We start from the raw sequence: 25,359 nt of genomic DNA, 5'->3' as shown, positions 1-25,359 counted from the left end.
AGACGACGGGGGGAAATACTATAAATATCTCGGTTTGATACTTTTGACGAAGGGCGCGGGGAGTTAAAACGGCATGAGTCGTTAGTGGATGTTTGCGCGGATTGATATTCCACGGACATTTATAAACAACGTGCTCAGGATGTTTTAACTTGCGGTTCGCAACTGAAGTCGAGCAGCGAAATGAAGTTGTCTATCAACGGCGATGCGTTGTCGGTGTTCCAGCTCATGTAAAGGCCGATGGCCGGGTTGGGTGCTGTGGTCAGCGGGTTGATCCGGCGGAACCACACCTTGTCGCGCATGATCGAGTGGGCAATCGACTCAGGTACCAGGGCCACGCCGAAACCGCACGCCACCAGGCCGATCAAGGTATGGATCTGCGCGGCTTCTTGAACCACTTTCGGGTAAAAACCGGCGGTTTCGCACAAGGCGATGAGCTGGCTGTGGTAGCCCGCGCCCAAGCCTTGAGGGGTGAACACGAAGTTCTCGTCGGCAAAGTCCCGCAGGTCGATCTGCCCGTTCCCGGCCTTGGGGTGCCCGGCAGGCAGCGCCATTACGATGGCTTCATCCAGCAGCAAGCGCGATTCGACGTTTTCCGTCGAGATCGGCAACTTGCGCAGGAATGCGATATCCGCTTCCCCCGACAAGATGGCCTTGGCCTGGCTGGAAGAGGGCATTTCCTTGATAACCAATTGGACGTTGGGAAAGGTCTCGCGGAAGCGGCGAAAGGCGTTGAGCAGCGATTCGTAATAGGCAATCGACACGGCCGTGATGGTCAGCTTGCCGGCGATACCGGCGGACACCTGACGGGCCTGCTCGATCCCCGTTTCCAGGGTCTTCAGGGTGTTGTAGGCGGTACTGAGGAACGCGCTGCCGGCGGGCGTCAGTTTTACTCCGCGCGTGCTGCGCTCAAACAGGCTGAATCCCAATTTGTCTTCCAGGCGATTGATGGCCTGGCTCAATGGCGGCTGGGCCATATGCAAACGCAAAGCCGCTTTGTGAAAGTGCAGTTCTTCAGCCACGGCGATGAATTGACGTAACAGGCGGGTCTCGATCATTTCTCTGTTCCTTCATATGAATTGATCAGTGGTCCAGTGATAAGTGCAGGCTGATGCGATGTGCGCGGGACGCATATAGTGTTATGCGCAAATGCTTATGCACAATTCAGTGGTTAGACATAAGCCGTAACCGCGACTCGCTGAAGTTATTCTCATTAAGCTGCAACTGCCTGTTTTGCGTGCATTTTATTTTGTGAACAAAAAATGACCAGTCAACAATTTGCTCTGTAGCGCTTGTCTTTACGGCCTTCCACAGAATTCCATCAACAGAGTTATCCACAGGGCGGGGTGGGTGGATGTGCCCTTTAATCGCGCTCGGCGAGTAGCATCAGGTTGCGCGGCGTGAGCGCCGTTTCGCAGAAGCAACCTAGCTGGACCCTGTAGCCGTTTTCCAGCAGAAACAATGCCCGATCGAGTACCAGCCACAGTTCCAGCGGGCGGCGAAACAGCCCACGGACCAATTCCAGGTTGCGTACGTGTGCCAGGCGCTGCCAGCCTTGTTGCTCCAGCGCCGTCCAATTCTGTTCACCTGTGGATAACCCTTTGAGCGCCGCCAGTTGCTGGCAGTACTCGGCGTAAGGTTTGTTCAGCCAAGCGCTGGGCAGTGAAGGGGTGGGCAGGTATTCGTCGCACGCGCGCAATTGCCGTTGCAGTTGATCAAACCCCAGGCGCCGGGCCATCGAGGTATCCCGCTGCTGCCGTACGCGGGCGCCAGCGGTGACGGTTTCGCTCAGGGGCAGGCCGAGATCGTCCACTGACAGGCGCAGCGTCGAGCGGTGGGCCGGAGCTGATAGCGGTTGGTAGTGGTCGGCGCTGATGCGGTTATAGCAGCAGGGCGCCACGGCCAGGTGTTTACAGCCGGCGGCGCTGGCCAGTTGCAACAGGCGCACATGCAGGTCGCCGCAGGCGTGGAGGGCGACGGGGGTGTGATCGCGGGTGAGTTGCTGTCCGGCGTCATCCGCCATCACGTCTTGCTGGCAGTGTCTGGCGGGCAGTTGATGCTGTTCGCTGAGGACCTTGCCGGCGGCGATCAGCGCGGGATCGTATTCCAGGCAGGTCAGTTGCTGGCCGGGTTGCAGCAGCCGACGGCCGAGGTGGCCTTTTCCGGCGCACCAGTCGAGCCAATGGCAGGGGCCTGTGGTAAACCCCAGGGCGGCGCCGAAGGCTTCGATCTGTTGCCATTTGCGACCGGGTACATCGACATTCAGTCGCGCAGGCGCCGGAGGCAGTTTAACCCTCGGTAGCCTATCCACGGCACTCAGCGCGATGGACTGACTCGCCCACTGGGCAAACGGCGCGGGAGCCTGGAGTTCGTGGGGGCGGTTGTGGCTGCTTTCGGCGTCCTCCAGCGAACGCTGGCGCAGCCATCGGGCCAGCTCGGCGTGCCGGGTTTCCCACGGCAATTGCAGGTGGGTAAAGGGCCGTGGACGCCACAGCCCTTGGTGCTCGATGAGAAACGCATCCAGCGCCTGGAAGCGGGCGAGCAACTGCGCGCCCGTCAACCGGCTGTCAGCGTCCCTGGCAGGCATCGACCCGCAACCAGCGTTCCAGCAGCTTGAAGCCGCGTACCAGCACGTAGGCCATCAGCAGATAGAACATCCCGGCGGCGAAGAAGATCTCTACCGGCAAGTAGGTGCGGGCAATGATGGTACGGGCCATGCCGGTCAGTTCAAGCAAGGTCACGGTACTGGCCAGGGCGCTGGCCTTGAGCATCAGGATCACTTCGTTGCTGTAGGCCGGCAAGCCGATGCGCGCGGCCCGTGGCAGGGTGATGTAGAACAGGGTTTTCGGTTTGGACATGCCCAGGGCCCGTGCGGCTTCGATTTCGCCGGGCGGAATGGCCTGGATTGCACCGCGCAGAATCTCGGCGATATACGCCGCGGTGTGCAGGGTCATGGTGGCCGTGGCGCACCAGAACGGGTCCCGCAGGTAGGGCCAGAGGACGCTTTCGCGCACGGCATCGAACTGGGCCAGGCCGTAGTAGACCAAAAACAGCTGCACCAGCAGCGGCGTGCCACGGAAGAAGAAAATGTAGCAGTAGGGCAGCGTGCGCACGTACCACAGGCGCGAGGAGCGGGCGATGCCCAAGGGAATCGCCAGGATCAGGCCGGCGATGACCGCGATGGCCACCAGTTCCAGGGTCAGGGTGGCGCCCTGGGCCAGTCTCGGCAGCCACTTGATGATGACGGCCCAGTTCAGGCCCAGGTCGAAATGCGCCAGCCAGCTGTAGTCGCCGTTCATTGCGTGCTCCTCGCAAAGCCGCGCGCGGCACGTTTTTCCAGGAAGTACATGCCGGCCATGGCCAGGACGGTGAGGCCCAGGTACATGAAGGCCGCGACCATGAAGAAGGTGAAGGGTTGCTTGGTCACGGTCACGCCGATCTGGGCGTGACGCATGATTTCTTCCAGGCCGATCACCGAGACCAGCGCGGTGTCCTTCATCAGGATCATGAACAGGTTGCCCAGGCCCGGCAGGGCGATGCGCCACATTTGCGGCATGATCAACCGGGTGAAGATACGAAACTTCGACAGGCCCAATGCGACACCGGCTTCGCGGTGCCCTTTGGGAATCGCCAGGATCGCGCCCCGGAACACCTCGGTGGCGTAGGCGCCAAAGCACAGGCCGAGGGCGATGACCCCGGCGGCGAAGGCATTGAGTGAAAGGTCGGGGTTGCCGAACCACTCTCCGAGGGCACGCATCATGTTGACCGTGCCGAAATAAATCAGCAGGACCCACAGCAGTTCCGGAATTCCGCGAACCACGGTCGAGTAGGCGCCGCCAAGCCATTGCAGCGGCTTGTACGCAGAAGTCTTGGCCAAGGCACCGGCAAGGCCGAGTACCAGTCCCAGGCACAGGGCCGTGAGGGCGAGTTTGACGGTCATCAGCGCGCCGGCAGCGAGTGCAGGGCCGAATCCGTAGAGATCGAAATTCATGGTTTAGTCATATCGCGGCAGGCATTGCGAAGAGCCGGCGCGCTCAAGCGAGCGCGCCGGGCAGGCCAGTCAGGATCATTCGATACTGAAAGGGAAGTACTTGTCGTTGATCTTTTTGTAAGTGCCGTCGGCCTTGATTTCAGCCAATGCCTTGTTCAGGCGCTCACGCAGCGGATCGCCTTTACGCACGGCGATACCGATCTTGTCGCTGTCGACCACAGGCTCGCCCTTGAACTCGTAATTTGAGCCGTCTTTGCTCTTGAGCCATTCGTATTGCACGTATTTGTCGGCGAGGATTCCGTCAACGCGACCGGAAAGCAGGTCGAGGTAGGCATTTTCCTGGGTGTCGTAGAGCTTGATGTCCACGCCATAGTCATCTTCCATGTTGCGGTCATCCAGCCAGGTACCGGCCAGGGTCGCACGCTGTGCGCCGATGACTTTGCCCTTGAGGTAGGCCTTGTCGGTCTTGAAGTCTTTGGTGGCTTTTGGCGCGATGAACTGCAGCTTGTTGGAGTAGTACGGGTCGGTGAAGTCGACGGCTTGCTTGCGCTCGTCGGTGATCGACAGCGAAGACACCAGGAAGTCGAACTTCTTGGCGTTCAGGGCCGGGATGATGCCGTCCCAGTCCGACACATACACTTCGCACTTCTCGACTTTCATCTTGGCGCAGAGCGCATCGCCGATGTCTTTGTCAAAACCGACGACCTGACCGCTGGCGTCTTTATTGTTGAACGGCGGGTAAGCCGCTTCGATCCCCATTTTCAAGGTTTCGGCCATGGCCGTGGCGCTGAAAGCCATGCTCACGGCGGCGGCCAGGAGGAATTTTTTATAGTTCTGCATGCATGTTGCTCCGTTAGCGGTTGCTGGACATGAATTGTTTGCAGCGCGCCGAAAGCGGGTTGTCGAACACCTGCTGTGGCGATCCTTGCTCTTCGACCAGTCCCTGGTGGAGAAACACCACTTCGCTGGACACTTGGCGGGCAAAGCCCATCTCGTGGGTGACCAGCAGCATGGTGCGGCCTTCTTCGGCCAATGCGCGGATTACATTAAGTACTTCCTGAACCATTTCCGGGTCAAGCGCCGAGGTGGGCTCATCGAACAAAATGACTTTGGGTTGCATCGCCAGGGTGCGGGCAATTGCCGCGCGTTGTTGCTGGCCGCCGGACAATTGCGCGGGGTAAGCGTGACGTTTGTCGCTGATCCCGACCTTGGCCAGCAGCGCTTCGGCCACTTCGATGGCTTCAGCCTTGCTTTGGCCGAGCACGCGGCGCGGAGCCTCGATGATGTTGTCGAGAATGCTCATGTGCGGCCACAGGTTGAAGTTCTGAAACACGAAACCGATTTCGCTGCGCAGGCGGTTGATCTGCTTGCCATCGGCAGCCATCAACTCGCCGTTTTTCGCGGCTTTCAATTTGAGTTCTTCGCCGGCTACCAGGATCTGGCCCTGATGCGGGTTCTCCAGCAGGTTGATGCAGCGCAGGAACGTGGACTTGCCGGAACCGGAGGAACCCAGGATCGAGATCACATCGCCGTCGCGAGCGGTCAGCGAGATACCTTTAAGCACCTCCAGCTCACCATAGCGTTTATGCAAGTTGCGGATTTCAAGCGCGGGCGTGGCCTCGGCCATGTGCGGTCCTCATTGTATTCATTGCGTTCCTGCTGTTAGGCCGCCTTCCTGGCGAGGCGCCAAGCTAGCATAGCGCCCGGATGACAGCCAACAGCGCCACGGGCGTTAAACAGACGGTATGCGGCAGGTTGTCGCATCGACACAGCAGCGTGTCGCGCCATCAACAACCGAACAGCTGTTTTAACCGGAAAACCCGTGGCAGTCGCGTAAAAAAAGGCGCGATGGTGCCAGCTTTGGCCGGGGGTTGGAAGGGTTAAACAGGTAAACGGTCCCCTATCAGGCATCGAATGGTGCGTCACGCACTTTTTGTGGGTGTTTTTGGTGCGTTTTTTCGTCGGGGAAATGAGTAGGCAGGTAACGTTCTGGCAGTTTGCCATTAATCTCAATGACTTGCGTTGGTTGAGGGATTTGCCTACAGCCCGCGTCAACCTTGAGTTTGTTACATTTTGGCGTAAATCTTGCGTAAAAAATAAAGAACACTCTGTTGGTTTCTTTTCACGAAAGAGATTCCGGGTTGGGTAGACCGTATTCGCAAATCCTCGCAAAGGTGTGTCAATGAGTAGTACGCAAAGCTCCAATGACCTCGAACAGGGGCTCAAGCCACGGCATGTCACCATGTTGTCGATTGCCGGGGTAATCGGCGCCGGTCTGTTTGTCGGCTCCGGTCACGCCATTGCCGCGGCAGGCCCGGGGGTGTTGTTGGCATATGCCGCTGCCGGGACCCTGGTGGTGCTGGTGATGCGCATGCTGGCCGAGATGGCCGTGGCCTCGCCGGACACCGGATCGTTCTCCACCTACGCCGACCGGGCCATCGGGCATTGGGCCGGCTTCACCATCGGTTGGTTGTATTGGTGGTTCTGGGTGCTGGTGATTCCCCTGGAGGCCAACGCCGCGGCGACGATCCTGCACGCCTGGTTCCCCGATGTGGCGATCTGGGCATTTACCTTGGTCATTACGTTGTTGCTGACCGCGACCAACCTGTTCAGCGTCAAGAACTACGGTGAATTCGAGTTCTGGTTCGCGCTGATCAAGGTTGTGGCGATCATTGGCTTCGTGATCCTCGGCATCCTGGCGATTTTCGGCTTCCTGCCCAACAGTCAGGTCAGCGGCGTATCGCACCTGTTCGACACCCAAGGCTTCCTGCCTAACGGCATGGGCGCGGTGCTGGCGGCGATCCTGACCACCATGTTCTCGTTCATGGGCACCGAGATCGTGACCATCGCCGCCGCTGAATCGAAGAATCCTGGCCAGCAAATCACCAAAGCCACCAACTCGGTGATCTGGCGGATAGGCTTGTTCTATCTGGTGTCGATCTTCATCGTCGTCGCACTGGTGCCGTGGAATGATCCGACCCTGGCTGCCGTAGGCTCCTACCAGACGGTGCTGGAGCGCATGGGTATCCCGAATGCCAAGTTGATCGTCGACCTGGTGGTATTGGTGGCGGTTACCAGTTGCTTGAACTCGGCGCTGTATACCGCCTCGCGCATGCTCTTTTCCCTGGGGCGCCGCGGTGATGCGCCGGCGGTGTCCAAGCGCACCAACAAGAGCGGCACGCCTTACTGGGCGGTGATGTTGTCGACGGGGGCGGCGTTCCTGGCGGTCTTCGCCAACTACGTGGCCCCTGCAGCGGTGTTCGAGTTCCTGTTGGCCAGCTCTGGCGCCATCGCGTTGCTGGTGTATCTGGTGATCGCGGTTTCACAACTGCGTATGCGCCAAAAGCGCATGGCGGCGGGCGAGAAGATTGTCTTCAAGATGTGGCTGTTCCCGGGCATGACCTATGCGGTGATCGTGTTTATCGTCGGTACGCTGACCATCATGGCGTTCCAGGACGCGCACCGGGTGGAGGTGCTGTCCACGGGCGCGTTGAGTCTGCTGGTGGTGATCGCGGGTTTGATGGTGGCGCGTCGGCGCAAGATCCAGCGGGCTGGGGCCGCGGTACTCAACTAAGGCGCGAGCCTTCTGTGGCAAGGGAATGAGGTATCTGTAGGAGCGAGGGCGCGCCTAGCCCTTGCTTGCGAAAAACGTTAACGATAACGCGTGTTTCCTGAATGAACGCGGCGCCTATCAGTTTTTCGCGAGCAAGCTCGCTCCTACAAAAAAGGCCTAAAATCATCCGGCCGAGTTTGTTGGGAAAAATGCGAGGCAGGCCCCTCGTCTGAGTCCGGCTTTCGCCTATTCCCCTGCGCTGACCAGCGCCTGGGAGGCCGCCACGTAATCGGCCTGAAACTCTGGCGATTCAATCCACGCCAGCGCTGCCGCTTCATCATCGGAATCGGTGGACCACTGTCGATACTCGATCAGCGCCGCGAGGATAAAGTCGGTTGCCTCTTCTTCGCCTTCCTGCTCCAGCACCAATGCCAGTAGCGGGTGCGCCAGGAACACTGCGCACAGCGCCTGTTGGCTGGTTTCGCCAGCGGTGCGCATCTCTACAAACAGTTCGGTCAAATCCACCGACTCAAGATCAATGCGGCTGTCGTCGCCGGCGAACGCATCCTGCTTGGGGGCAACGGCCCGCTGGGTGCGGTTCTGCTTGGCCTTGGCCTTTGCCCGGTGGGCGCGTTTTTGCTGTTTGTTCGGCGAAGCCATGGGCTCTCGTCCTTGGGTCAGGATCTGGGTGGGGTATTGAAGCGCAGGTCTGGCAAAATCCCAAGGATTTCCAGCGCCCAGTCCTTTATTCCTCGACCTTGTCCGCCCGGATGCCTAGGCTTGGCGTCTTGAGACCGAGCAGAGCCAACCATGACCCGCGATACCCTCGAACAAAAGCAGATACCGGTGTATTTCGTCACGGTGGCGCTGGCTATCGCCCTTGGTTTGCTGGCGCCATCGGCGTCTCACCACCTGGAACTGCTGGTCACGCCGGCTATTGCGGTGCTGATGTACGCGATGTTCCTGCAAATCCCGTTTCTGGACTTGCGCCAGGGCTGGAGTGACCGGCGCTTCATGGCCGCATTGCTGTTGGCCAATTTTGTGCTGATTCCGCTATTGGTGTGGTCGTTGACCCGCGGGCTGGTGGATCACCCGGCCATCCTGCTGGGCGCCTTGCTGGTGTTGCTGACGCCGTGTATCGATTACGTGGTGGTGTTTACCCATATCGGCAAGGGTGATTCGCGGTTGATGCTGGCGGCGACGCCGGTGCTGTTGTTGCTGCAATTGCTGCTGTTGCCGGTGTACCTGGGACTGATGCTGGGCGCGCACTCGGGCGTGGTGGTCGCGGTCGGGCCTTTTGTCGAAGCCTTTATGTTGCTGATTGTCGCGCCGATGATCCTGGCGGTGCTGACAGCAAGCTTGTCGCGTCGATCAACCGTCATCAGTCGATGGAATGACGTTTGGTCCTGGCTGCCCGTCCCGGCGATGGCTCTGGTATTGCTGGTGGTGATCGGCTCGCAAATCGTCTCGGTGGTGCGCGATATCGAGCTGCTGGCGCCGGTGATTCCGGTGTACATCGGCTTCCTGCTATTGGCGCCGTTGATGGGCGCGTTGGCTTCCCGTTTGTTCACCTTGCCCGCCACGGCAGCGCGGGCGGTCACGTTCAGCGCTGCGACACGCAATTCGCTGGTGGTCCTGCCTTTGGCCCTGGCGCTGCCCGACGGCGTTCGTGAGCTGGCCGCGGCCGTGGTCATTACCCAGACGTTGGTCGAGCTGGTCGGGGAGTTGGCCTACGTTCGACTGATCCCGGCGTTGCTGACATCCACGGGCCGGCCGCCAGCTGCCTGACAACGCGCTGTCGGATCAGGCGCCGTATTCATCGTGCCGCCGCAGCCAGCTGTAGGGCTCGGTCTGCGGCCAGCCTTTCGGTGAATCTTCCCAGGTTTCCTGGCGTCCCCAGGGTGTCAGGTCGAGGTAGGTCCAATGGCTGCCCAGGTGTTCGACGCCACGGGCGCCGGTGAAGTACGTACGGTAGAGGTGCTCGCCGTCGCGGAGTAGCACACTGACGCCATGCTGTTCGCCTTCGCCGGTGGTCACGCCGAAGTCGGCATTGAAGTCGCTGCCAAACGACGAATACCAAGGCAGGTCCCAGCCCATGCGTTTTTTATACGCTTCAAGCTGCTTCAGCGGTGCCCTGGACACCAACACCAGCGAGGTGTTGCGCGCATGCAAGTGGGCGAGATGAGGCATTGCCTCGACGACCCAGGAGCATCCCGGACACCCTTGGGACCAGTCCGGCGCGAACATGAAGTGGTAGACGATAAGTTGCCGACGACCCTGGAACAGATCCAGCAGGCTCACCTGGCCGGTGTGGCCGTCGAAGCGGTAGTCATGCTTGATCTCGACCATCGGCAACCGGCGACGCTCGGCGTTGAGAGCGTCCTGTGCGCGGGTCAGGGCTTTTTCCTTGATCAGCAACTGGCTGAGGGCGGTGTCCCATTCTTGCGCCGAGACAATCTCGGGCAGGGCGGGTTTCGAGGTGCTCATGCGGGGATCCTCATTCCTGATGCCGCCGAGGTGGTGTGGCAGCCACTACGTTGCTCAGGATAGATCAAGGATGCTCAGGAGAGGGCGCTTGCCTTGCCGTTCATCGTCAAATTCCAGGCAATAAAAAACCCCAAGGAATCATCTTCGCTTGGGGTTTTTCGGTATTAGTGGTGCCCAGAGACGGAATCGAACCGCCGACACGGGGATTTTCAATCCCCTGCTCTACCGACTGAGCTATCTGGGCAACGGGGCGCATTAAACGGGTTTTTCAGGGGGTCGTCAAGCAAGTTTTCAAAAAATATTTAATTATTACCGTCGCTTACGTTCCGACCCCGGATTTTGATCAGTTATTGAGCAGGCGGCACGTAGCCGTCGGCCTTGGCGTAATCCTCGCCGGAAAAGAACTTGTCCATCTCGCCCTGAAGGTATTTGCGGTCTTCGGCGTTCATCATGTTCAGGCGCTTTTCGTTGATCAACAGGGTCTGGTGCTTTTGCCAGTCGCTCCAGGCCTTCGCGGAGACATGATCGAAAACGTCCTGGCCCTTGGCGCCCGGATAAGGAGGGCGCTCAAGGCCAGGCAATTGTTCTTTGTACTTGCGGCACATTACGGTGCGGGTCATGGCGAAACTCCTGCGTTCAATACGTCGGCCGCGCGCTTCAGCAGTTTTTTCACCGGGGCGGCAAGGCCCAGGCGCGGCGGGGTGGCGAGGTTATACCAGAGCCAGTCGGCCTCGGCCACGTGATGGGCGGATTCCTTGACCTGGACCAGCCAGGGTTCGATGGCCAGTTGGAAATGGCTGAACGTGTGGATCAGGCTCGGCAGCGCCTGCTGTTCACCCAGCGCCAGCGAGTGTTGGTTGGCCAGGTGCTCAAGGTCGTCCAGCGCGTCCAGCTCCGGCAAGCTCCACAAGCCGCCCCACAAACCCGTAGACGGGCGACGGTAAAGCAGAATCGCGCCCTCGGCATTGGCCAGCAACGGCATCAGCGTGCGTTTCTGCGGGATGCTCTTGCGCGGCTTGGGGATCGGGTAGCGTGTCTCCAGGCCCAGCAGGTGGGCTTCGCAGCCTTTTTCCAGCGGGCACAGCAGGCAACTGGGCTTGCTGCGGGTGCAAAGGGTGGCGCCCATGTCCATCATCGCCTGGGTGTAGGCGTTGACGCGATCGTGGGGCGTGAAACGCTCGGCGGTGGCCCACAGTTGTTTGGCGACCTTGGGCTCGCCCGGATAGCCTTCCTGCGCGGTAAAGCGTGCGAGCACGCGCTTGACGTTGCCGTCGAGGATCGGCGCCCGCAGGCCCATGCTCAGGCTGGCAATCGCACCGGCGGTGGACAGGCCGATACCTGGCAGCTCGGTGAGTTTTTCGACGTCGCGGGGGAATTCGCCGCCGTACTCGGCGACGATGATTTTCGCGGTCTTCTGCAGGTTGCGCGCCCGGGTGTAATACCCCAGCCCGGTCCACAGGTGCAGCACTTCGTCTTCCGGCGCGGCGGCCAGGGCTTCGACCGTTGGCAGTGATGCCATGAAGCGCTCGAAGTAATTGAGCACAGTGCTGACCTGGGTCTGCTGCAGCATGATTTCCGAGACCCACACCCGGTAAGGGGTGATGCCCTGTTGCCAGGGCAGGTCATGGCGACCGTGGCGGTCGTACCAATCGAGCACCGCCGTGGAAAATTGCTCGTCTCTCATCGATTGAACAGACCTTTAAGGGCGTCCTTGAGCTTGGGATTGACCTTGTCGAGTTTCTCTTCCAGCTTCTCGCTGATCTTGTTGCCTGCCATCTTGGCAGCCACTTGGCCGAGGCCGTCCTTGTCCAGGCGGCAAGCCTTGGCACCCAGCTCCAGCGGGCCACGGCAGCGCAGCGGGACTTCGATGCCGCGGAAGTTGGCGCCCACCTGGCACGCCGGGTCCGGCATGTCGCGCTTGTCGCCTTCGACAATGATGCCGACGCGGTAGTCCATGCCCAGCACGCGCAGATCGACGTCGCCGTTGCCGTTGACGGTCAGGCCGGGGATGCGCACTTTCAGGTCGGGATTGCTGGCCACGCCATTGCGCACCGTCAGATTGCCCCTGAGTTCCTGGAACGGTGTGTCCTTGCTCCGAGGTTCGCTAGCGAGGGTTTTACGGTTGAGCAAGGCAATACCGGTGCACAGTTGTTGTTCGATGTTGGCGTTGAGCAGTACACCGTTGGTGACCACGAAACTGGCGGTGCCATTGAGGCTGTCGACCAGCGCTTTCTGGCTGTTGCCTTGACCGCTCAGGTTGCTGTCGAGGGTGACCTGGCCCTTGATCGGCGGCTTTTTCCCCTGGGCTTGCAGGATTTGCTCCACCGGCACTTGCTTGATGTGGGTTTGCAGTGCCAGTACCGGCACATCCTGGCGTACGTCGAGGTTGCCATTGGCTTGGAACGTACCGTTGTAGAGACCGCCGCTCAAGGTGTCGAGCTTGAGTTGTCCGTCCAGGCCCGAAGCTTTCAGGGTGGCGTTCTCAATGGGCAATTTGCTCAGGGTCAGTTGGCCGAACGACAGGTCGGCAACCACATCCAGCGTGCGCAGGCGCGGCAACGGCAACAGCTTGTCGGTGCTCCAGGCGCCTTGGGTTGGCGCATTCGGCAGCGGTGTGCTGCCGCCCGCAGCCATGGCCCCGGCTTCGCTGCCCTGGACTTCGGCCTGACGGGCGGCGGCCGCGCTATTGGCCGCTTCGGACTTGGCCGGCAAATAGTTGTCGGCATTGAAGGTGTCGGCCTTCAACTGCACGCGCAGGGATTGCTTGGCGAAGTCTTCCACGGCCAGGCGGCCGGTGAAGGTGCTGCCGTCGAGTTTCAGGTTCAGGTCTTCCAGGGCCATGCGGGTAGGCGTGCCCTGCAGGCGGCTGACCAGCTCGACCTTGCTCAGGCTACCCGGGGCCATGGCGGGCAGAGGGTGGCCGACGCTTTCGAGAAACTTGCCCAGGTCGAACTGGGCAATCGACAGGGCACCGCTGATATTCGGGGTTTTGTCCAGGTCGTTGACCTTCAGCTCGCCCAGGGCGCGCAGTTGGTTGGCCGAGAGCTTGAGGTTGGTCCATTCGGCAATGTTGGCCGACAGGTCCACCAGCAGTTGACCCTGGGTGGCGAAGGACACGGTTTTGCCTTGCAACGGCTCACCGGTGGCTTCGCCGGTGACTTTCATGTCTTCGAACTGGTAGCGCTTGAGCGCGCGGTCAAAGCGCAACTGGCCGCTTAGCTCGCTCTTGACCCGCATGAGTGGCTGGTTGCTGCCGAAAAATGCGGTGAGCTTGACCGGAATGCTCGAGCCTTCATGCACGGCGCCGGTGCTCAACTGGATACTTTCGGCGCTGAATTGCTTGCCGGTTTGTTCGTCGTTGTATTCGATGCGGGCGTTATTGACCGTCAGGCTGTCAATGTCCAGGCGGATCGGCTGGGCCGGTTTTTCCGGGGCTGGCGGGGTGGACGCTGGCGTAGCGGCAGGCGCCTCGACGGTGCCGGCGGTGACGGCCGGTGCCTTGCCGATGTCCTCCCAGTTGCCGTGGCCGTGCTTGTCGCGGTTCAGGCGCAGGTTCAGGCCTTCGACACGCACATCGCTCATCTGCACTTCGCGGCGCAACAGCGGCAGCACGCGTACCGAGAGACCGAGCATCTGCAAGTCGGCAAACGGCTGGGCGGGATTGGTCAGGGTTGCCACGCTGGCGTCATGCAGCTCCAGGCCGAGCCAGGGGAAGAGGCTCCAGCCGATATCGCCATTGAGCGTCAGCTCGATGTGGGCCTTGTCACGGGCAATCTGGCGAATCTCGTCTTTATAGTCGTTGGGATCGAAGAGGTGGGTCAGGGCGAAACCCAGAGCCACAATGATCAGCAACAACCCGAGAAGTACCAGGCCCAGGATTTTGCCGAACGCTTTCATGGGCGAGTCCTTGTAAGTCAATTTTAAAATTCAGCCGCAGAGTATAACGCCGGCAGCTCTGCCGCTGTTTACGTATCGTTACATAGTGTCAAACAAAACAGCTGACTTGAAAAAGCTAGTGGCAGTTTGGTTTTTCTGTCATCGACAGATGTTAATCTCCCCGTGTTCGTCCGCCTTCTGCGACTAAAGGTCGCGCATACAGGGAGCTTCACTCGACAAAAACGGCCACGCTTGCGTGCAAAGGCCGAGGAGGAGAGCGCCTGACGAACACAGACTAATAACTGGGGGAAACATCAATGAGCACTAGCACTGCGGCAGGTATAACTGCCGCGCAGCCCGCGTTCCTGTCCAAGGAACGCATTATCGCCAAGCCGGGTTTCAACCGCTGGCTGGTTCCACCGGCCGCTCTGGCCATTCACTTGTGCATCGGCATGGCTTATGGCTTCTCGGTGTTCTGGCTGCCACTGTCCAAGGCGCTGGGCGTTACCGCCCCGCTCGCTTGTTCGCCGGACATGAGCTTTATCGCCCAGGTTTTCTCGTCGCAATGCGACTGGCCGATCTCGATGCTGGGCTGGATCTACACCCTGTTCTTTATCTTCCTGGGTTGCTCGGCAGCCATTTGGGGCGGCTGGCTGGAACATGCCGGACCACGCAAGGCGGGCGTTGTCTCGGCCCTGTGCTGGTGTGGCGGCTTGCTGATCTCGGCGCTGGGGATTTATACCCACCAGATCTGGCTGATGTGGATCGGCTCGGGGGTCATTGGCGGTATCGGCCTGGGCCTTGGCTACATTTCGCCGGTCTCGACCCTGATCAAGTGGTTCCCGGACAAGCGCGGCATGGCGACCGGCATGGCGATCATGGGCTTTGGTGGTGGCGCGATGGTCGGTGCTCCGCTGGCGGCGGCGCTGATGGGTCACTTCGCGACGCCGGACAGCGTTGGCGTGTGGCAGAGCTTCCTGGTGATGGCCGCGATCTACTTCGTGTTCATGATTGGCGGCGCCTTGTCCTACCGCGTTCCACCGACCGGCTGGAAGCCTGAGGGCTGGACCGCGCCGGCGAAAAAAGCCAGCAATGCGATGATCACGCATCGTCACGTACACGTGAACGTGGCCTGGAAAACCCCGCAATTTCGTCTGGTCTGGCTGGTGCTGTGCCTGAACGTATCCGCCGGTATCGGCATCATCGGCATGGCTTCGCCGCTGCTGCAGGAAGTATTCGGTGGCAAATTGCTGGGCGTTGATGTGCCTTTCGGTCAACTGGATGCGGGTCAATTGGCCTCGATTGCGGCCATTGCCGCCGGTTTCACCGGGCTGTTGAGTCTGTTCAACATCGGTGGCCGCTTCTTCTGGGCGTCGTTCTCCGACTACCTGGGGCGTAAAAATACCTATTTCGTGTTCTTCGCCCTGGGCGTTGCCCTGTATGCGCTGATTCCGAACATGGGGCACCTGGGCAACGTGGCGCTGTTCGTGGGCGCGTTCTGCGTCATTCTGTCGATGTACGGCGGCGGGTTTGCGACAGTCCCGGCTTACCTGGCGGACCTGTTCGGCACGCAAATGGTTGGCGCGATCCACGGTCGTCTGTTGACGGCCTGGGCGGCGGCGGGCGTATTGGGCCCGGTGTTGGTCAACTACCTGCGTGAGTATCAGTTGAGCATTGGCGTGGAGCGTGCGGCGGCTTACGACATCACCTTGTACATCCTCGCGGGCCTGCTGGTACTGGGCTTCATCTGCAACCTGCTGGTGCGTCCGGTGGCCGACAAGTACTTCATGACCGACGCCGAACTGGCGGCCGAACAGGCCTTGGGTCATGACAAGGGCACCGATGCCACCACCGTGCTGGAATGGAAAGCTGCGTCGGGCAGCGTGCCGTTGGCCGTTGCCGCCTGGCTGGTCGTGGGTCTTCCGTTGGCGTGGGGGGTGTGGGTAACCCTGCAGAAGACCGCGGTGCTGTTTAACTAACAGCGCAAGACACAAGCGGGCTTGCTCGCGATGCAGGTAACTCGGTCAGTCTGGATACCGAGGTGATGCTATCGCGAGCAAGCCCGCTCCCACATGTACACACATGTCTATCCCCGACACTCCATCAGTCTTATCCCCGCCGATGTTTCTGTTTAGCGCCCGCGCCCCTATAATGGCTGCCTTTTTCGCCCAATGATTTTGCGGAGCTGGTGATGGCCGAACGTATGGCGTCTGTCGAGCGCGACACTCTGGAAACCCAGATCAAAGCCTCGATCAACCTGGATGGCACCGGAAAGGCCCGATTTGATATCGGTGTACCTTTTCTTGAGCACATGCTGGACCAGATCGCCCGTCATGGGCTGATCGACCTGGATATCGTCAGCAAGGGCGACCTGCATATCGACGACCACCACACCGTGGAAGATGTCGGTATCACCCTGGGCCAGGCATTCGCCAAGGCTATTGGCGACAAGAAAGGCATCCGCCGCTACGGCCATGCCTATGTGCCGCTGGATGAAGCGCTGTCACGGGTGGTCATCGACTTCTCCGGTCGCCCTGGCCTGCAGATGCACGTGCCGTATACCCGCGCCACCGTGGGCGGTTTCGACGTCGACCTGTTCCAGGAATTCTTCCAGGGTTTCGTCAACCACGCACTGGTCAGCCTGCACATCGACAACCTGCGCGGCACCAACACCCACCACCAGATCGAAACGGTGTTCAAGGCCTTCGGCCGCGCCCTGCGCATGGCCGTCGAGCTGGACGAGCGCATGGCCGGGCAAATGCCGTCGACCAAAGGCGTCCTGTAATGCAGACGGTCGCGGTTATCGACTACGGCATGGGTAATCTGCACTCGGTGGCCAAGGCCCTCGAGCACGTAGGTGCCGGCAAGGTGCTGATTACCAGTGATGCCGAAGTGATTCGCGAAGCCGATCGGTTGGTCTTCCCGGGCGTCGGTGCGATTCGCGACTGCATGGCCGAAATTCGCCGCCTGGGCTTCGACAGCCTGGTGCGTGAAGTCAGCCAGGATCGACCATTTCTCGGTATCTGCGTGGGCATGCAAGCCTTGCTCGACAGCAGTGAAGAGAACGAGGGTATCGACTGCATCGGTCTGTTCCCGGGCCAGGTGAAGTTCTTCGGCAAAGACCTGCATGAAGACGGCGAACACCTGAAAGTCCCGCACATGGGCTGGAACGAAGTACGCCAGAGCGTGGATCACCCGCTGTGGCACGATGTTCCGGACCTGGCGCGGTTCTACTTTGTCCACAGTTACTACATCGCGGCCGGTAATCCGCGCCAGGTGGTGGGTGGCGGGCATTACGGCGTCGACTTCGCCGCGGCCCTGGCCGATGGTTCGCGCTTTGCCGTGCAGTTCCACCCGGAGAAGAGCCATACCCATGGCCTGCAATTGCTGCAGAACTTCGCCGCCTGGGACGGGCGCTGGTAATGGCCAGGAAGGTCAAGCCGCCGATCTTGAACCTCACTCCCCAGCAGGAGAGTGAGGCGACGAACAAGATCCAGCGTTTCATGGAAGACCGCTTCGAGCTCAAGCTGGGCTCGTTCGAGGTGGCTGAGATCCTCGAGCTGTTCACTACCGAAATTGCTCCGCACTATTACAACAGGGCGATTTTCGATGCACAGACGCACCTTAAAGAAAGGTTCGAAAGCATCGAAAGCGACTTGTGGGCGCTCGAAAAAAGCAGCTGAAAGCGTCAAGCCTCAAGCTGCAAGAATTGGTACGCGTGCTTGCTTGCAGCTTATAGCTTGCAGCTTGCAGCTCTTTTGACGAAGGAAAAAGCATGCTCATTATCCCCGCTATCGATCTCAAGGACGGCGCTTGCGTACGTCTGCGCCAGGGCCGTATGGAAGACTCCACGGTGTTCTCCGATGACCCGGTGAGCATGGCTGCCAAGTGGGTGGAAGGTGGCTGCCGCCGTTTGCATCTGGTGGACTTGAACGGCGCCTTCGAAGGTCAGCCGGTCAACGGTGAAGTGGTCACGGCCATCGCCAGGCGCTACCCGAACCTGCCGATCCAGATCGGCGGCGGCATCCGCTCCCTGGAAACCATCGAGCACTACGTCAAGGCTGGCGTGAGCTACGTGATCATCGGCACCAAGGCGGTGAAAGATCCTGCCTTCGTCGCCGAGGCTTGCCGCGCGTTTCCGGGCAAAGTGATCGTGGGCCTGGACGCCAAGGACGGTTTCGTCGCCACCGACGGCTGGGCTGAAATCAGCACCGTGCAGGTGATCGACCTGGCCAAGCAGTTCGAGGCCGACGGCGTGTCCGCCATCGTCTACACCGACATCGCCAAAGACGGCATGATGCAGGGCTGCAACGTACCCTTCACCGCAGCGCTGGCTGGCGCAACCAAGATTCCGGTGATCGCTTCCGGCGGTATCCACAACCTGGGTGATATCAAGTCACTGCTGGACGCCAAGGCGCCGGGGATCATCGGTGCGATTACCGGGCGTGCAATCTACGAAGGCACGCTTGATGTGTCTGAGGCTCAAGCTTTTTGTGATGGCTACGCGGCCAGCTCCAAGTCGTAAGCTGCAAGTTGCAAGTAAAAGCAGATCTGCTTCTACTTGCAGCTTGCAGCTCAAAGCTTGCAACTCTAATCGGAGATAAGCCTATGGCGCTGGCCAAACGCATCATCCCTTGCCTGGACGTCGACAACGGTCGCGTGGTCAAGGGCGTCAAGTTCGAGAACATCCGTGACGCCGGCGACCCGGTGGAAATCGCCCGTCGCTACGACGAACAAGGCGCCGACGAGATTACCTTTCTCGACATCACCGCCAGCGTCGACGGTCGTGACACCACCTTGCACACCGTCGAGCGCATGGCCAGCCAGGTGTTTATCCCGCTGACCGTTGGCGGTGGCGTGCGTACCGTGCAAGACATCCGCAACCTGCTCAATGCCGGCGCGGACAAGGTTTCGATCAACACCGCGGCGGTGTTCAATCCGGAATTTGTCGGTGAGGCCGCGCAGCATTTCGGTTCGCAGTGCATTGTCGTGGCCATCGATGCCAAGAAGGTTTCCGGGCCGGGTGAAACCCCGCGCTGGGAAATCTTCACCCACGGCGGACGCAAGCCTACCGGGCTGGATGCGGTGGAGTGGGCGATGAAGATGGAAAGCCTGGGCGCCGGTGAAATCCTGCTGACCAGCATGGACCAGGACGGCATGAAAAATGGCTTCGACCTGGGCGTGACCCGCGCCATCAGCGATGCCCTGGGCATTCCGGTGATTGCCTCCGGCGGCGTCGGCAACCTGCAACACTTGGCCGATGGCGTGATCGAAGGCCACGCCAGCGCGGTGCTGGCGGCGAGTATTTTCCACTTTGGCGAATACACCGTTCCCGAGGCCAAGGCCTACATGGCCGCACGCGGCATCGTGGTTCGCTAAACGTCACTGGACACCCTGGCAGGCTCGCGGCACTCTTGGGCCTGCCATGGATTTCGGTAACCCTCATGTTCAAAGACCTGCTGCTTGCCTTTGCCAGCGCCTCCATTCTGTGGGTGAGTTCGGCTGACGCCGCCGATCCCGGTGACACTGAGCTGGTGTTGCTGACGGAAAATTTTCCGCCCTACAACATGGCAAAAAACGGCAAGAACTTCGCCAGGGACGAGAACATCGAAGGCATCGCCGTGGACATCGTCCGCGAAACTTTCAAGCGTGCCGGCATTTCCTACAACCTCACCCTGCGTTTTCCTTGGGAGCGAATCTACAAACTCGCCCTGGAAAAACCGGGCTACGGCGTATTTGTGACGGCTCGCCTGGCGGACCGTGAAGCGCTGTTCAAGTGGGTCGGCCCGCTCGGCCCGGATGATTGGGTGCTGCTGGCCAAGGCCGACAGTAAAATTCAGCTCGATGATCTGGCCCAGGCCCGCGTCTACAGAATCGGCGCCTACAAAGGCGATGCAATCGCCGAGAGCCTGGAAAAACAGGGACTCAACCCGGTGCTCGTATTGCGCGACCAGGACAATGCGCAAAAACTCCGCGACGGCCAGATCGACCTGTGGGCCACCGGCGATCCGGCGGGTCGCTACCTGGCGCGACAGGTCGGGGTGAAAGGACTCAAGACCGTGTTGCGCTTCAATAGCGCCGAGCTGTATCTGGCATTGAACAAGGAGGTGCCGGATGAGCTGGTGGCCAAACTGCAGGCAGCCCTTGATCAGTTGCGCAAGGACGGCGTGGTGGAGCAGATCACGGCGCGCTACCTGTAACGGTAGACGCCATCCTTTCCGTGCCCGGCCATGGCTTGATTGCCGCGCACGCTGATCATCAGCTTTATATCAATCCACTCGATGCCCTGGGCCTTGAGCTTGGGCAACTCGCGCTCCAGTACCGCCAGGGTTTGTGGATAAGGATGGCCGATCATGACGGCCGAGCCCTGTCTATGGGCCAGCTTGATCGCCGTCTGCAGCTGTGTGGTGATGGCGGCTTCGGTGCGTTCGTCATCGAGAAACACATCTCGCGAGACGCTGGCCAAGCCGATCTTTTGCGCCTCGGCTGCCGCCACGGTCTTGGCGCTGGTACGGCTGTCGAGAAAAAACTTGTGGCGCCGCTGCAACTCACCCATCAGCCAGGCCATGGCGGCCGGTTCGGCGGTCATGCGGCTGCCCATGTGGTTGTTGATCCCGGCGGTATAGGGCACCGCCTTGAATGCCGCGTCCAGGCGCTTGCCGAGTTCCTCGACGGGAAGCCCGGGATGCCAGGCGAATGGGCCGGTGGCGGGGTCCATGGGCATGTGCAGGATAATGGTCTTGCCGGCCTGATGCGCCTCGCGGGCAAATTCGGCGGCGTGAGGGGTGTCGGGCATGATCGCCGTGGTCACCGGGCCGGGCAAGGCCAGCACACGACGATCGCGCGGCAGGTTCTGCCCCAGATCGTCGATGATCAGCGTCAGGTAGGCTTTATGCGGCGCCGCCAAGGTGCTGGCGGAGGCACCTTGGGCAGCTCCCGCCAGGCAGCACAGCAACGTGAAGATCAGTCCACAGCGCATATCAGCGGTTGCGGGTGATGCTCAGACCCTTGAGCAGGCTCAAGGCCTGGGCCAACTGGTAATCATCATCCTGCGGCATTGGCTTGGCTTTCGGGCCGCTGCCGGTAGGCTGGTCGGCGCCGCCGTTGCCGTTGCCCAAGTGACCTTGCAGGTCGGCTTCCTTGAAGTACTCGTTTTCCTGTTCGTTGGTGATCTTGGCCTGGCGCACCTCGATGTCAGGCGCGATGCCCTGGGCCTGGATCGAACGACCGTTAGGCGTGTAGTACAGCGCCGTGGTGATCTTCAAGGCACGTTCATTGTTCAGCGGCAGCACGGTTTGTACCGAGCCCTTGCCGAAACTGGTGGTACCCATCAACACGCCGCGTTTCTGGTCTTGCAGGGCGCCGGCGACGATCTCCGAGGCCGAGGCGCTGCCCCCGTTGATCAACACCGCCAGCGGAACATTTTCGCTGAGGTCATTGCCGGTGGCCGAGAAGCGCAATTCGGAGTTGGCAATCCGGCCCTTGGTGTAGACGATCAGGCCTTTGGTGATGAAGTGGTCGACCACTTCGACGGCCGATTGCAGCACGCCGCCGGGGTTGTTGCGCAGGTCGAGAACGATGCCGTTGAGTTTCTTGCCGTTGTCCTTGCGCAGCTTCGCCAGGGCCTTGGCCACTTCATCGCCGGTCTTGACCTGGAACTGGGTGATGCGGATGTAGCCGTAGCCCGATTCCAGCAGCTGGCTTTTCACGCTCTTGACCGTGATGGTGGCACGAGTCAGGGTCACGTCGAACGGGCTACCACCGTCGCGCACCAGGGTCAGGGTGATTTTCTGGCCGACCTTGCCGCGCATCTTGTCGACGGCTTCGGTCATGGTATGCCCACGGGTCGGTTGACCGTTGATCTTGACGATCAGGTCGCCGGCCTGGATGCCGGCCTTGGAGGCCGGGGTGTCGTCGATCGGCGAGACCACTTTGATGATGCCGTCTTCAGCGCCGACTTCAATGCCCAGGCCGCCGAATTCACCGCTGGTGCTTTCCTGCAGTTCGGCAAAGTCTTCCGGACCCAGGTAAGCGGAGTGCGGATCGAGGTTGCTGAGCATGCCCTTGATGGCATTTTCCAGCAGCGTCTTGTCGTCCACGGGTTCGACATAGGCCGCTTTGATCCGGTCCATGACCTCGGCAAAGGTGCGCAACTCGTCCAGCGGCAACGGTGCCTTGGTGGTCGCGGCCGTGGCTGGCTCGGCAGCTTCGTCGGCAAATGCCAGGGGCGCGCCGAGCATCAGGGCGAGCGTCAGGGCCAGCGAAGTGAGGCGGGACAAATGCAGCATGTCGAACGAACTCCTAATGTAGGTGCGGCCTATCCTTGGGCGCGACACCATTGTGCAGGATCGCTGGGGCGACCCTGCTGACGAATAGCGAAGTACAACGCCGGAGTGTCCTGGCCACCACTGCTACCGACAGTGGAGATGGATTCACCGGCTTTTACAACATCACCTGCTGCTTTGAGCAATGTCTGATTGTGGCCGTAAAGGCTCAAATAGCCATTACCGTGGTCGAGAATCACCAACAAACCCGCGCCGCGTAGCCAGTCGGCAAACACCACGCGCCCACCGTGGACAGCATGCACCTGGCTGCCGGCGGCGGCGCTGATCATCACGCCGTCCCATTTGGTGCGGGTGTCGTCGCCACGGGTCTGACCAAAACGTGCAAGCAATCGACCATCAACTGGCCATGGAAGTTTTCCCCGGGCTGAAGCAAAAGGCCCGCCGAAAGATTCACCGGCACTGGACACCAGCGGTCCGGAAGCTGTGCGCGCCGGTTTACGCGGGGCGTCGGTGGTGGCCGTCTCGGCGTCACGCTGACGCTTTTTTTCGGCTTCCTGCTGGGCGATCAGCGCCTTTTGTCGGGCCTGTTCAGCCTCGCGCGCCTGGCGCGCCAAGGTCTCTTCGATGGTTTTCAGGACCTTGGCCAGGTCGGCCTGGTCCTGTTGACGGGCCCGGAGCCTGGCGTCACGGGCTTTCACGTCGTTATTGAGCTTGGCCAATGCCTGCTGGCGTTCCTTGCGGACCTTCTCCAGCTCATCACGCTGGGTATCAAGGCTGCTTTTTTGCGCCAGCAACTGGTTCTGCTGGTCAGCGATTTCCTGTTCGACATTGGCCAGCTGGCGCAAGGTCTCGTTGAAGCTTTTAAGTTGCTCCAGGCGCGCCGTGCTCAGGTAATCGTAATACGTCAGGGTGCGAGCGAATTTTTCCGGGTTCTGCTGGTTGAGCAGCAGCTTGAGGTATTCCTGGCGGCCGTTCTGGTACGCGGCACGCGCCTGGATCGCGATCAGGCGTTGCTGTTCAACGCGGGCGCTCTGGAGTTTTTTTTTCTCAGCGTCGAGTCGCTCCAGTTCCGACTCGCTCTTCTTTAATTCTTTTTGCAGCTCCTGGACCTGCTTCTCCAGCTTGCCCATTTCGGTTTCCGTGCCGCGCAGATCTTTCTGCACGCCGGATTTTTCTTTCTGGAGCTTGCCGAGCAGCTTTTTCAGCTCGGTAATATCCTGACGCGTAGCGTCCAACTGTTGTTGGGTTTGCGCGCGCTCGTCGGCAAAAGCCGGTTGGAGCAGGCAGACAAGAGCAAGGGTAATCAAGGCGCGAAGCATAGAGGCGGGCGACACCAGGGAAAGGGACGGCCTAGTATGCCCGGCAAGCGCCGCAAAAAAAACGCCCAATTGGGGCTTGCGGGCAAGTTAGGTGCCGAGTGGCGGGGGGATGGCAGAAAGACATCTGCCAAACACTGAAGATTAAATGTGGGAGGGGGCTTGCTCCCGATGGCGGTGTATCAGTCAAATAGATGTCGACTGACACACTGCTATCGGGAGCAAGCCCCCTCCCACCGAGGTTTTGTGGTGGGGCCGAAGTCAGACCAGAATCGAAGTGCCAGTCATCTCGGCGGGTTTTTCCAGGCCCATCAACTTCAGCATGGTCGGCGCCACGTCCGCCAGTACGCCGCCTTCGCGGACCTTGAAGTCACGCTTGCCGACATAGATGAACGGCACCGGCTCGGTGGTGTGGGCCGTGTGGGCCTGGCCGGTGGATGCGTCGGACATTTGCTCGCAGTTGCCGTGGTCGGCGGTGATCAGTGCTTCGCCACCGACTTTCTCCAGGGCATCGACGATGCGGCCGACACACAGGTCGAGGCATTCGACGGCTTTGACGGCCGCTTCCAGGTTGCCGCTGTGGCCGACCATGTCGCCGTTGGCGTAGTTGACCACGATCACGTCATAACGCAGGTTTTCAATGGCCTCGACGATCTTGTCGGTCACTTCCGGCGCGCTCATCTCCGGCTGCAAGTCATAGGTGGCGACTTTCGGCGACGGGATCAGGATGCGTTCTTCACCGGGGAACGGTTCTTCACGCCCGCCCGAGAAAAAGAAGGTCACGTGGGCGTATTTCTCGGTTTCGGCAATGCGTAACTGGGTCTTGCCGTTTTTTGCCAGGTAGTCCCCCAGCACGTTCTCCAGGCTGCCCGGCGCAAAGGCCGAAGGTGCCGGGATGCTGGCGGCGTATTGGGTCAGCATCACGAAGCCGGCGAGTTTTGGCTGGCGGGCGCGCTCGAAGTCGTGGAAATCGTCTTCCACGAACACACGGCTCAGCTCGCGGGCGCGGTCGGCGCGGAAGTTCATGAACACCATGGCGTCGCCATCTTCGACTTTCACCGGTTCACCGATGGTGGTGGCCTTGACGAATTCATCGCTTTCGCCACGGGCGTAGGCGGCTTCCAGGCCTTGCTGGGCGGTGGCGGCGTTGAATTCGGCGTTGCCGTCGACGATCAGGTTGTAGGCTTGGGCCACGCGGTCCCAGCGGTTGTCGCGGTCCATGGCGAAATAGCGCCCCACCAGGCTGGCGATACGGCCCTTGCCCAGGGCGGCGAAGGTCGCGTCCAACAGTTCGATGGACGATTGCGCGCTTTTCGGCGGGGTATCGCGGCCGTCGAGGAAGGCGTGCAGGTAGATTTTTTCGGCGCCGCGCTTGTAGGCCAGTTCGGCCATAGCCACCAGATGATCCTGATGGCTATGGACGCCGCCATCGGACAGCAGGCCCATGAAATGCACGGCCTTGCCGGCCGCGACGGCTTTATCCACCGCTGCGCAGAGGGTCGGGTTCTCGAAAAACTCGCCATCGCGAATGGATTTGGTCACGCGCGTGAAGTCCTGATACACCACTCGTCCGGCGCCCAGGTTCATGTGGCCGACTTCCGAGTTGCCCATTTGACCGTCCGGCAGGCCTACATCCATGCCGGATCCCGAGATCAGGCCGTTGGGCACGGTCGCGGTCAGGCGGTCCAGTACGGGCTTGTTGGCCGAGTACACGGCGTTGGATTCGTGGCTTTCACTGTGACCGAAGCCATCGAGAATCATCAGGACCAAAGGTTTAGGCGTCGTAGTCATAGATCCTCTCGCGGCGGTATTAAAGGAAGGCGATTGAAAAGGGAGTGGCAGTTTAAAGCGAAG

Annotated in this window: 24 protein-coding genes and 1 tRNA gene; 9 read left to right on the top strand and 16 right to left on the bottom strand. The window is 60.4% G+C overall.

The genetic code is table 11. The annotated features are described in order from the left end of the window. Positions 1–134 precede the first annotated feature (134 nt). The 6 genes from AC6CIA_RS10285 to AC6CIA_RS10260 all read right to left on the bottom strand — a co-directional run bounded on the left by AC6CIA_RS10285 (position 135) and on the right by AC6CIA_RS10260 (position 5,615). A complete protein-coding gene (locus AC6CIA_RS10285; protein WP_498311761.1) occupies positions 135–1,055 on the bottom strand; it encodes a LysR family transcriptional regulator in 921 nt (306 codons plus the stop codon). 305 nt (positions 1,056–1,360) lie between these two features. Next, positions 1,361–2,584 carry a methyltransferase gene (locus tag AC6CIA_RS10280; protein WP_498311760.1) on the bottom strand — a complete coding sequence of 408 codons (1,224 nt, stop codon included), beginning with the start codon at positions 2,582–2,584 and terminating at the stop codon, positions 1,361–1,363. Then, on the bottom strand, positions 2,565–3,254 hold the full coding sequence (locus AC6CIA_RS10275) for an ABC transporter permease (RefSeq protein WP_339529471.1): 690 nt from the start codon (positions 3,252–3,254) through the stop codon (positions 2,565–2,567). Before AC6CIA_RS10275 ends, AC6CIA_RS10280 begins: the two co-directional genes overlap by 20 nt. 38 nt (positions 3,255–3,292) lie before the next feature. Next, positions 3,293–3,988 carry an ABC transporter permease gene (locus tag AC6CIA_RS10270; RefSeq protein WP_339529356.1) on the bottom strand — a complete coding sequence of 232 codons (696 nt, stop codon included), beginning with the start codon at positions 3,986–3,988 and terminating at the stop codon, positions 3,293–3,295. Positions 3,989–4,063: 75 nt separating this feature from the next. Next, entirely contained in the window at positions 4,064–4,828 is a 765-nt protein-coding gene (locus AC6CIA_RS10265) for a transporter substrate-binding domain-containing protein (protein ID WP_339529357.1), read from the bottom strand. A gap of 13 nt (positions 4,829–4,841) precedes the next feature. Further along, the gene (locus AC6CIA_RS10260; RefSeq protein WP_084380961.1) at positions 4,842–5,615 is read right to left on the bottom strand and encodes an ABC transporter ATP-binding protein; all 774 of its coding nucleotides are present in this window, start codon (positions 5,613–5,615) and stop codon (positions 4,842–4,844) included. A gap of 555 nt (positions 5,616–6,170) precedes the next feature. Between AC6CIA_RS10260 and gabP the strand changes: the two genes are divergently transcribed. Continuing rightward, on the top strand, positions 6,171–7,562 hold the full coding sequence (gene gabP, locus AC6CIA_RS10255) for a GABA permease (protein ID WP_498311759.1): 1,392 nt from the start codon (positions 6,171–6,173) through the stop codon (positions 7,560–7,562). 225 nt (positions 7,563–7,787) lie between these two features. Here gabP and AC6CIA_RS10250 read toward each other — a convergent pair whose 3' ends face one another. After that, positions 7,788–8,201 carry a hypothetical protein gene (locus AC6CIA_RS10250; protein WP_084380959.1) on the bottom strand — a complete coding sequence of 138 codons (414 nt, stop codon included), beginning with the start codon at positions 8,199–8,201 and terminating at the stop codon, positions 7,788–7,790. Between the two features lie 150 nt (positions 8,202–8,351). On the opposite strand from AC6CIA_RS10250, the gene AC6CIA_RS10245 reads away from it, so the two are divergent. Continuing rightward, entirely contained in the window at positions 8,352–9,329 is a 978-nt protein-coding gene (locus tag AC6CIA_RS10245) for an arsenic resistance protein (RefSeq protein ID WP_498311758.1), read from the top strand. 15 nt (positions 9,330–9,344) lie between these two features. Here AC6CIA_RS10245 and AC6CIA_RS10240 read toward each other — a convergent pair whose 3' ends face one another. From AC6CIA_RS10240 to AC6CIA_RS10220, 5 genes are all read right to left on the bottom strand, one after another. Beyond that, entirely contained in the window at positions 9,345–10,028 is a 684-nt protein-coding gene (locus tag AC6CIA_RS10240; RefSeq protein WP_498311757.1) for a DUF899 domain-containing protein, read from the bottom strand. 168 nt (positions 10,029–10,196) lie between these two features. After that, positions 10,197–10,272 (bottom strand) — tRNA-Phe (locus AC6CIA_RS10235). A gap of 103 nt (positions 10,273–10,375) precedes the next feature. After that, on the bottom strand, positions 10,376–10,648 hold the full coding sequence (locus AC6CIA_RS10230; RefSeq protein WP_498311756.1) for an oxidative damage protection protein: 273 nt from the start codon (positions 10,646–10,648) through the stop codon (positions 10,376–10,378). Further along, complete coding sequence (mutY, locus tag AC6CIA_RS10225) at positions 10,645–11,712, bottom strand: A/G-specific adenine glycosylase (RefSeq protein ID WP_498311755.1); 1,068 nt, start codon at positions 11,710–11,712, stop codon at positions 10,645–10,647. Before mutY ends, AC6CIA_RS10230 begins: the two co-directional genes overlap by 4 nt. Continuing rightward, complete coding sequence (locus AC6CIA_RS10220) at positions 11,709–13,925, bottom strand: AsmA family protein (protein WP_498311754.1); 2,217 nt, start codon at positions 13,923–13,925, stop codon at positions 11,709–11,711. Before AC6CIA_RS10220 ends, mutY begins: the two co-directional genes overlap by 4 nt. A 296-nt stretch (positions 13,926–14,221) precedes the next feature. On the opposite strand from AC6CIA_RS10220, the gene AC6CIA_RS10215 reads away from it, so the two are divergent. The 7 genes from AC6CIA_RS10215 (at position 14,222) to AC6CIA_RS10185 (ending at position 20,104) form a co-directional block, all read left to right on the top strand. After that, on the top strand, positions 14,222–15,883 hold the full coding sequence (locus AC6CIA_RS10215) for an OFA family MFS transporter (protein WP_498311753.1): 1,662 nt from the start codon (positions 14,222–14,224) through the stop codon (positions 15,881–15,883). A gap of 212 nt (positions 15,884–16,095) precedes the next feature. Then, positions 16,096–16,689 (top strand): imidazoleglycerol-phosphate dehydratase HisB, encoded by a 594-nt coding sequence (hisB, locus tag AC6CIA_RS10210; protein WP_339529367.1) that lies wholly within the window; start codon positions 16,096–16,098, stop codon positions 16,687–16,689. Further along, positions 16,689–17,327 carry an imidazole glycerol phosphate synthase subunit HisH gene (gene hisH / locus AC6CIA_RS10205; RefSeq protein ID WP_498311752.1) on the top strand — a complete coding sequence of 213 codons (639 nt, stop codon included), beginning with the start codon at positions 16,689–16,691 and terminating at the stop codon, positions 17,325–17,327. Before hisB ends, hisH begins: the two co-directional genes overlap by 1 nt. Next, a complete protein-coding gene (locus AC6CIA_RS10200; RefSeq protein ID WP_498311751.1) occupies positions 17,327–17,587 on the top strand; it encodes a DUF2164 domain-containing protein in 261 nt (86 codons plus the stop codon). The genes hisH and AC6CIA_RS10200 overlap by 1 nt, the downstream gene beginning before the upstream one ends. 92 nt (positions 17,588–17,679) lie before the next feature. Then, positions 17,680–18,429 (top strand): 1-(5-phosphoribosyl)-5-[(5-phosphoribosylamino)methylideneamino]imidazole-4-carboxamide isomerase, encoded by a 750-nt coding sequence (hisA, locus tag AC6CIA_RS10195; protein WP_498311750.1) that lies wholly within the window; start codon positions 17,680–17,682, stop codon positions 18,427–18,429. An 83-nt stretch (positions 18,430–18,512) separates the two neighbouring features. After that, positions 18,513–19,283, top strand: a complete 771-nt coding sequence (gene hisF, locus AC6CIA_RS10190; protein ID WP_154744819.1) for an imidazole glycerol phosphate synthase subunit HisF — start codon at positions 18,513–18,515, stop codon at positions 19,281–19,283. A gap of 65 nt (positions 19,284–19,348) precedes the next feature. Continuing rightward, positions 19,349–20,104, top strand: a complete 756-nt coding sequence (locus AC6CIA_RS10185; RefSeq protein ID WP_498311749.1) for a substrate-binding periplasmic protein — start codon at positions 19,349–19,351, stop codon at positions 20,102–20,104. Here AC6CIA_RS10185 and AC6CIA_RS10180 read toward each other — a convergent pair. The 4 genes from AC6CIA_RS10180 to gpmI form a co-directional block, all read right to left on the bottom strand. Further along, positions 20,095–20,883: a divergent polysaccharide deacetylase family protein gene (locus tag AC6CIA_RS10180; RefSeq protein WP_339529373.1), complete on the bottom strand. Its 789-nt coding sequence runs from the start codon at positions 20,881–20,883 to the stop codon at positions 20,095–20,097. The two genes, AC6CIA_RS10185 and AC6CIA_RS10180, sit on opposite strands and share 10 nt — an antisense overlap. A gap of 1 nt (position 20,884) precedes the next feature. Next, on the bottom strand, positions 20,885–22,192 hold the full coding sequence (locus AC6CIA_RS10175) for a S41 family peptidase (RefSeq protein ID WP_498311748.1): 1,308 nt from the start codon (positions 22,190–22,192) through the stop codon (positions 20,885–20,887). A 29-nt stretch (positions 22,193–22,221) separates the two neighbouring features. Continuing rightward, positions 22,222–23,508, bottom strand: a complete 1,287-nt coding sequence (locus AC6CIA_RS10170; protein WP_498311747.1) for a murein hydrolase activator EnvC family protein — start codon at positions 23,506–23,508, stop codon at positions 22,222–22,224. Between the two features lie 258 nt (positions 23,509–23,766). Continuing rightward, complete coding sequence (gene gpmI, locus AC6CIA_RS10165) at positions 23,767–25,296, bottom strand: 2,3-bisphosphoglycerate-independent phosphoglycerate mutase (RefSeq protein ID WP_339529376.1); 1,530 nt, start codon at positions 25,294–25,296, stop codon at positions 23,767–23,769. Positions 25,297–25,359: the final 63 nt, after the last annotated feature.

Source organism: Pseudomonas sp. GQ91 (assembly GCF_059758795.1).
This window is presented reverse-complemented; position numbering and strand designations above follow the sequence as displayed.

What these genes read in the sequence shown, in the direction of transcription:
- hisF (WP_154744819.1), top strand. Translation starts at nt 18,513, where the DNA reads ATGGCGCTGGCCAAACGCATCATCCCTTGCCTGGACGTCGACAACGGT.
- hisA (WP_498311750.1), top strand. Translation starts at nt 17,680, where the DNA reads ATGCTCATTATCCCCGCTATCGATCTCAAGGACGGCGCTTGCGTACGT.
- AC6CIA_RS10270 (WP_339529356.1), bottom strand. Translation starts at nt 3,988, where the DNA reads ATGAATTTCGATCTCTACGGATTCGGCCCTGCACTCGCTGCCGGCGCG.
- hisB (WP_339529367.1), top strand. Translation starts at nt 16,096, where the DNA reads ATGGCCGAACGTATGGCGTCTGTCGAGCGCGACACTCTGGAAACCCAG.
- AC6CIA_RS10215 (WP_498311753.1), top strand. Translation starts at nt 14,222, where the DNA reads ATGAGCACTAGCACTGCGGCAGGTATAACTGCCGCGCAGCCCGCGTTC.
- AC6CIA_RS10280 (WP_498311760.1), bottom strand. Translation starts at nt 2,584, where the DNA reads ATGCCTGCCAGGGACGCTGACAGCCGGTTGACGGGCGCGCAGTTGCTC.
- AC6CIA_RS10175 (WP_498311748.1), bottom strand. Translation starts at nt 22,192, where the DNA reads ATGCTGCATTTGTCCCGCCTCACTTCGCTGGCCCTGACGCTCGCCCTG.
- mutY (WP_498311755.1), bottom strand. Translation starts at nt 11,712, where the DNA reads ATGAGAGACGAGCAATTTTCCACGGCGGTGCTCGATTGGTACGACCGC.
- AC6CIA_RS10245 (WP_498311758.1), top strand. Translation starts at nt 8,352, where the DNA reads ATGACCCGCGATACCCTCGAACAAAAGCAGATACCGGTGTATTTCGTC.
- AC6CIA_RS10200 (WP_498311751.1), top strand. Translation starts at nt 17,327, where the DNA reads ATGGCCAGGAAGGTCAAGCCGCCGATCTTGAACCTCACTCCCCAGCAG.
- gabP (WP_498311759.1), top strand. Translation starts at nt 6,171, where the DNA reads ATGAGTAGTACGCAAAGCTCCAATGACCTCGAACAGGGGCTCAAGCCA.
- AC6CIA_RS10230 (WP_498311756.1), bottom strand. Translation starts at nt 10,648, where the DNA reads ATGACCCGCACCGTAATGTGCCGCAAGTACAAAGAACAATTGCCTGGC.
- hisH (WP_498311752.1), top strand. Translation starts at nt 16,689, where the DNA reads ATGCAGACGGTCGCGGTTATCGACTACGGCATGGGTAATCTGCACTCG.
- AC6CIA_RS10260 (WP_084380961.1), bottom strand. Translation starts at nt 5,615, where the DNA reads ATGGCCGAGGCCACGCCCGCGCTTGAAATCCGCAACTTGCATAAACGC.
- AC6CIA_RS10180 (WP_339529373.1), bottom strand. Translation starts at nt 20,883, where the DNA reads ATGCGCTGTGGACTGATCTTCACGTTGCTGTGCTGCCTGGCGGGAGCT.
- AC6CIA_RS10220 (WP_498311754.1), bottom strand. Translation starts at nt 13,925, where the DNA reads ATGAAAGCGTTCGGCAAAATCCTGGGCCTGGTACTTCTCGGGTTGTTG.
- AC6CIA_RS10285 (WP_498311761.1), bottom strand. Translation starts at nt 1,055, where the DNA reads ATGATCGAGACCCGCCTGTTACGTCAATTCATCGCCGTGGCTGAAGAA.
- AC6CIA_RS10170 (WP_498311747.1), bottom strand. Translation starts at nt 23,508, where the DNA reads ATGCTTCGCGCCTTGATTACCCTTGCTCTTGTCTGCCTGCTCCAACCG.
- AC6CIA_RS10185 (WP_498311749.1), top strand. Translation starts at nt 19,349, where the DNA reads ATGTTCAAAGACCTGCTGCTTGCCTTTGCCAGCGCCTCCATTCTGTGG.
- AC6CIA_RS10250 (WP_084380959.1), bottom strand. Translation starts at nt 8,201, where the DNA reads ATGGCTTCGCCGAACAAACAGCAAAAACGCGCCCACCGGGCAAAGGCC.
- AC6CIA_RS10240 (WP_498311757.1), bottom strand. Translation starts at nt 10,028, where the DNA reads ATGAGCACCTCGAAACCCGCCCTGCCCGAGATTGTCTCGGCGCAAGAA.
- gpmI (WP_339529376.1), bottom strand. Translation starts at nt 25,296, where the DNA reads ATGACTACGACGCCTAAACCTTTGGTCCTGATGATTCTCGATGGCTTC.
- AC6CIA_RS10265 (WP_339529357.1), bottom strand. Translation starts at nt 4,828, where the DNA reads ATGCAGAACTATAAAAAATTCCTCCTGGCCGCCGCCGTGAGCATGGCT.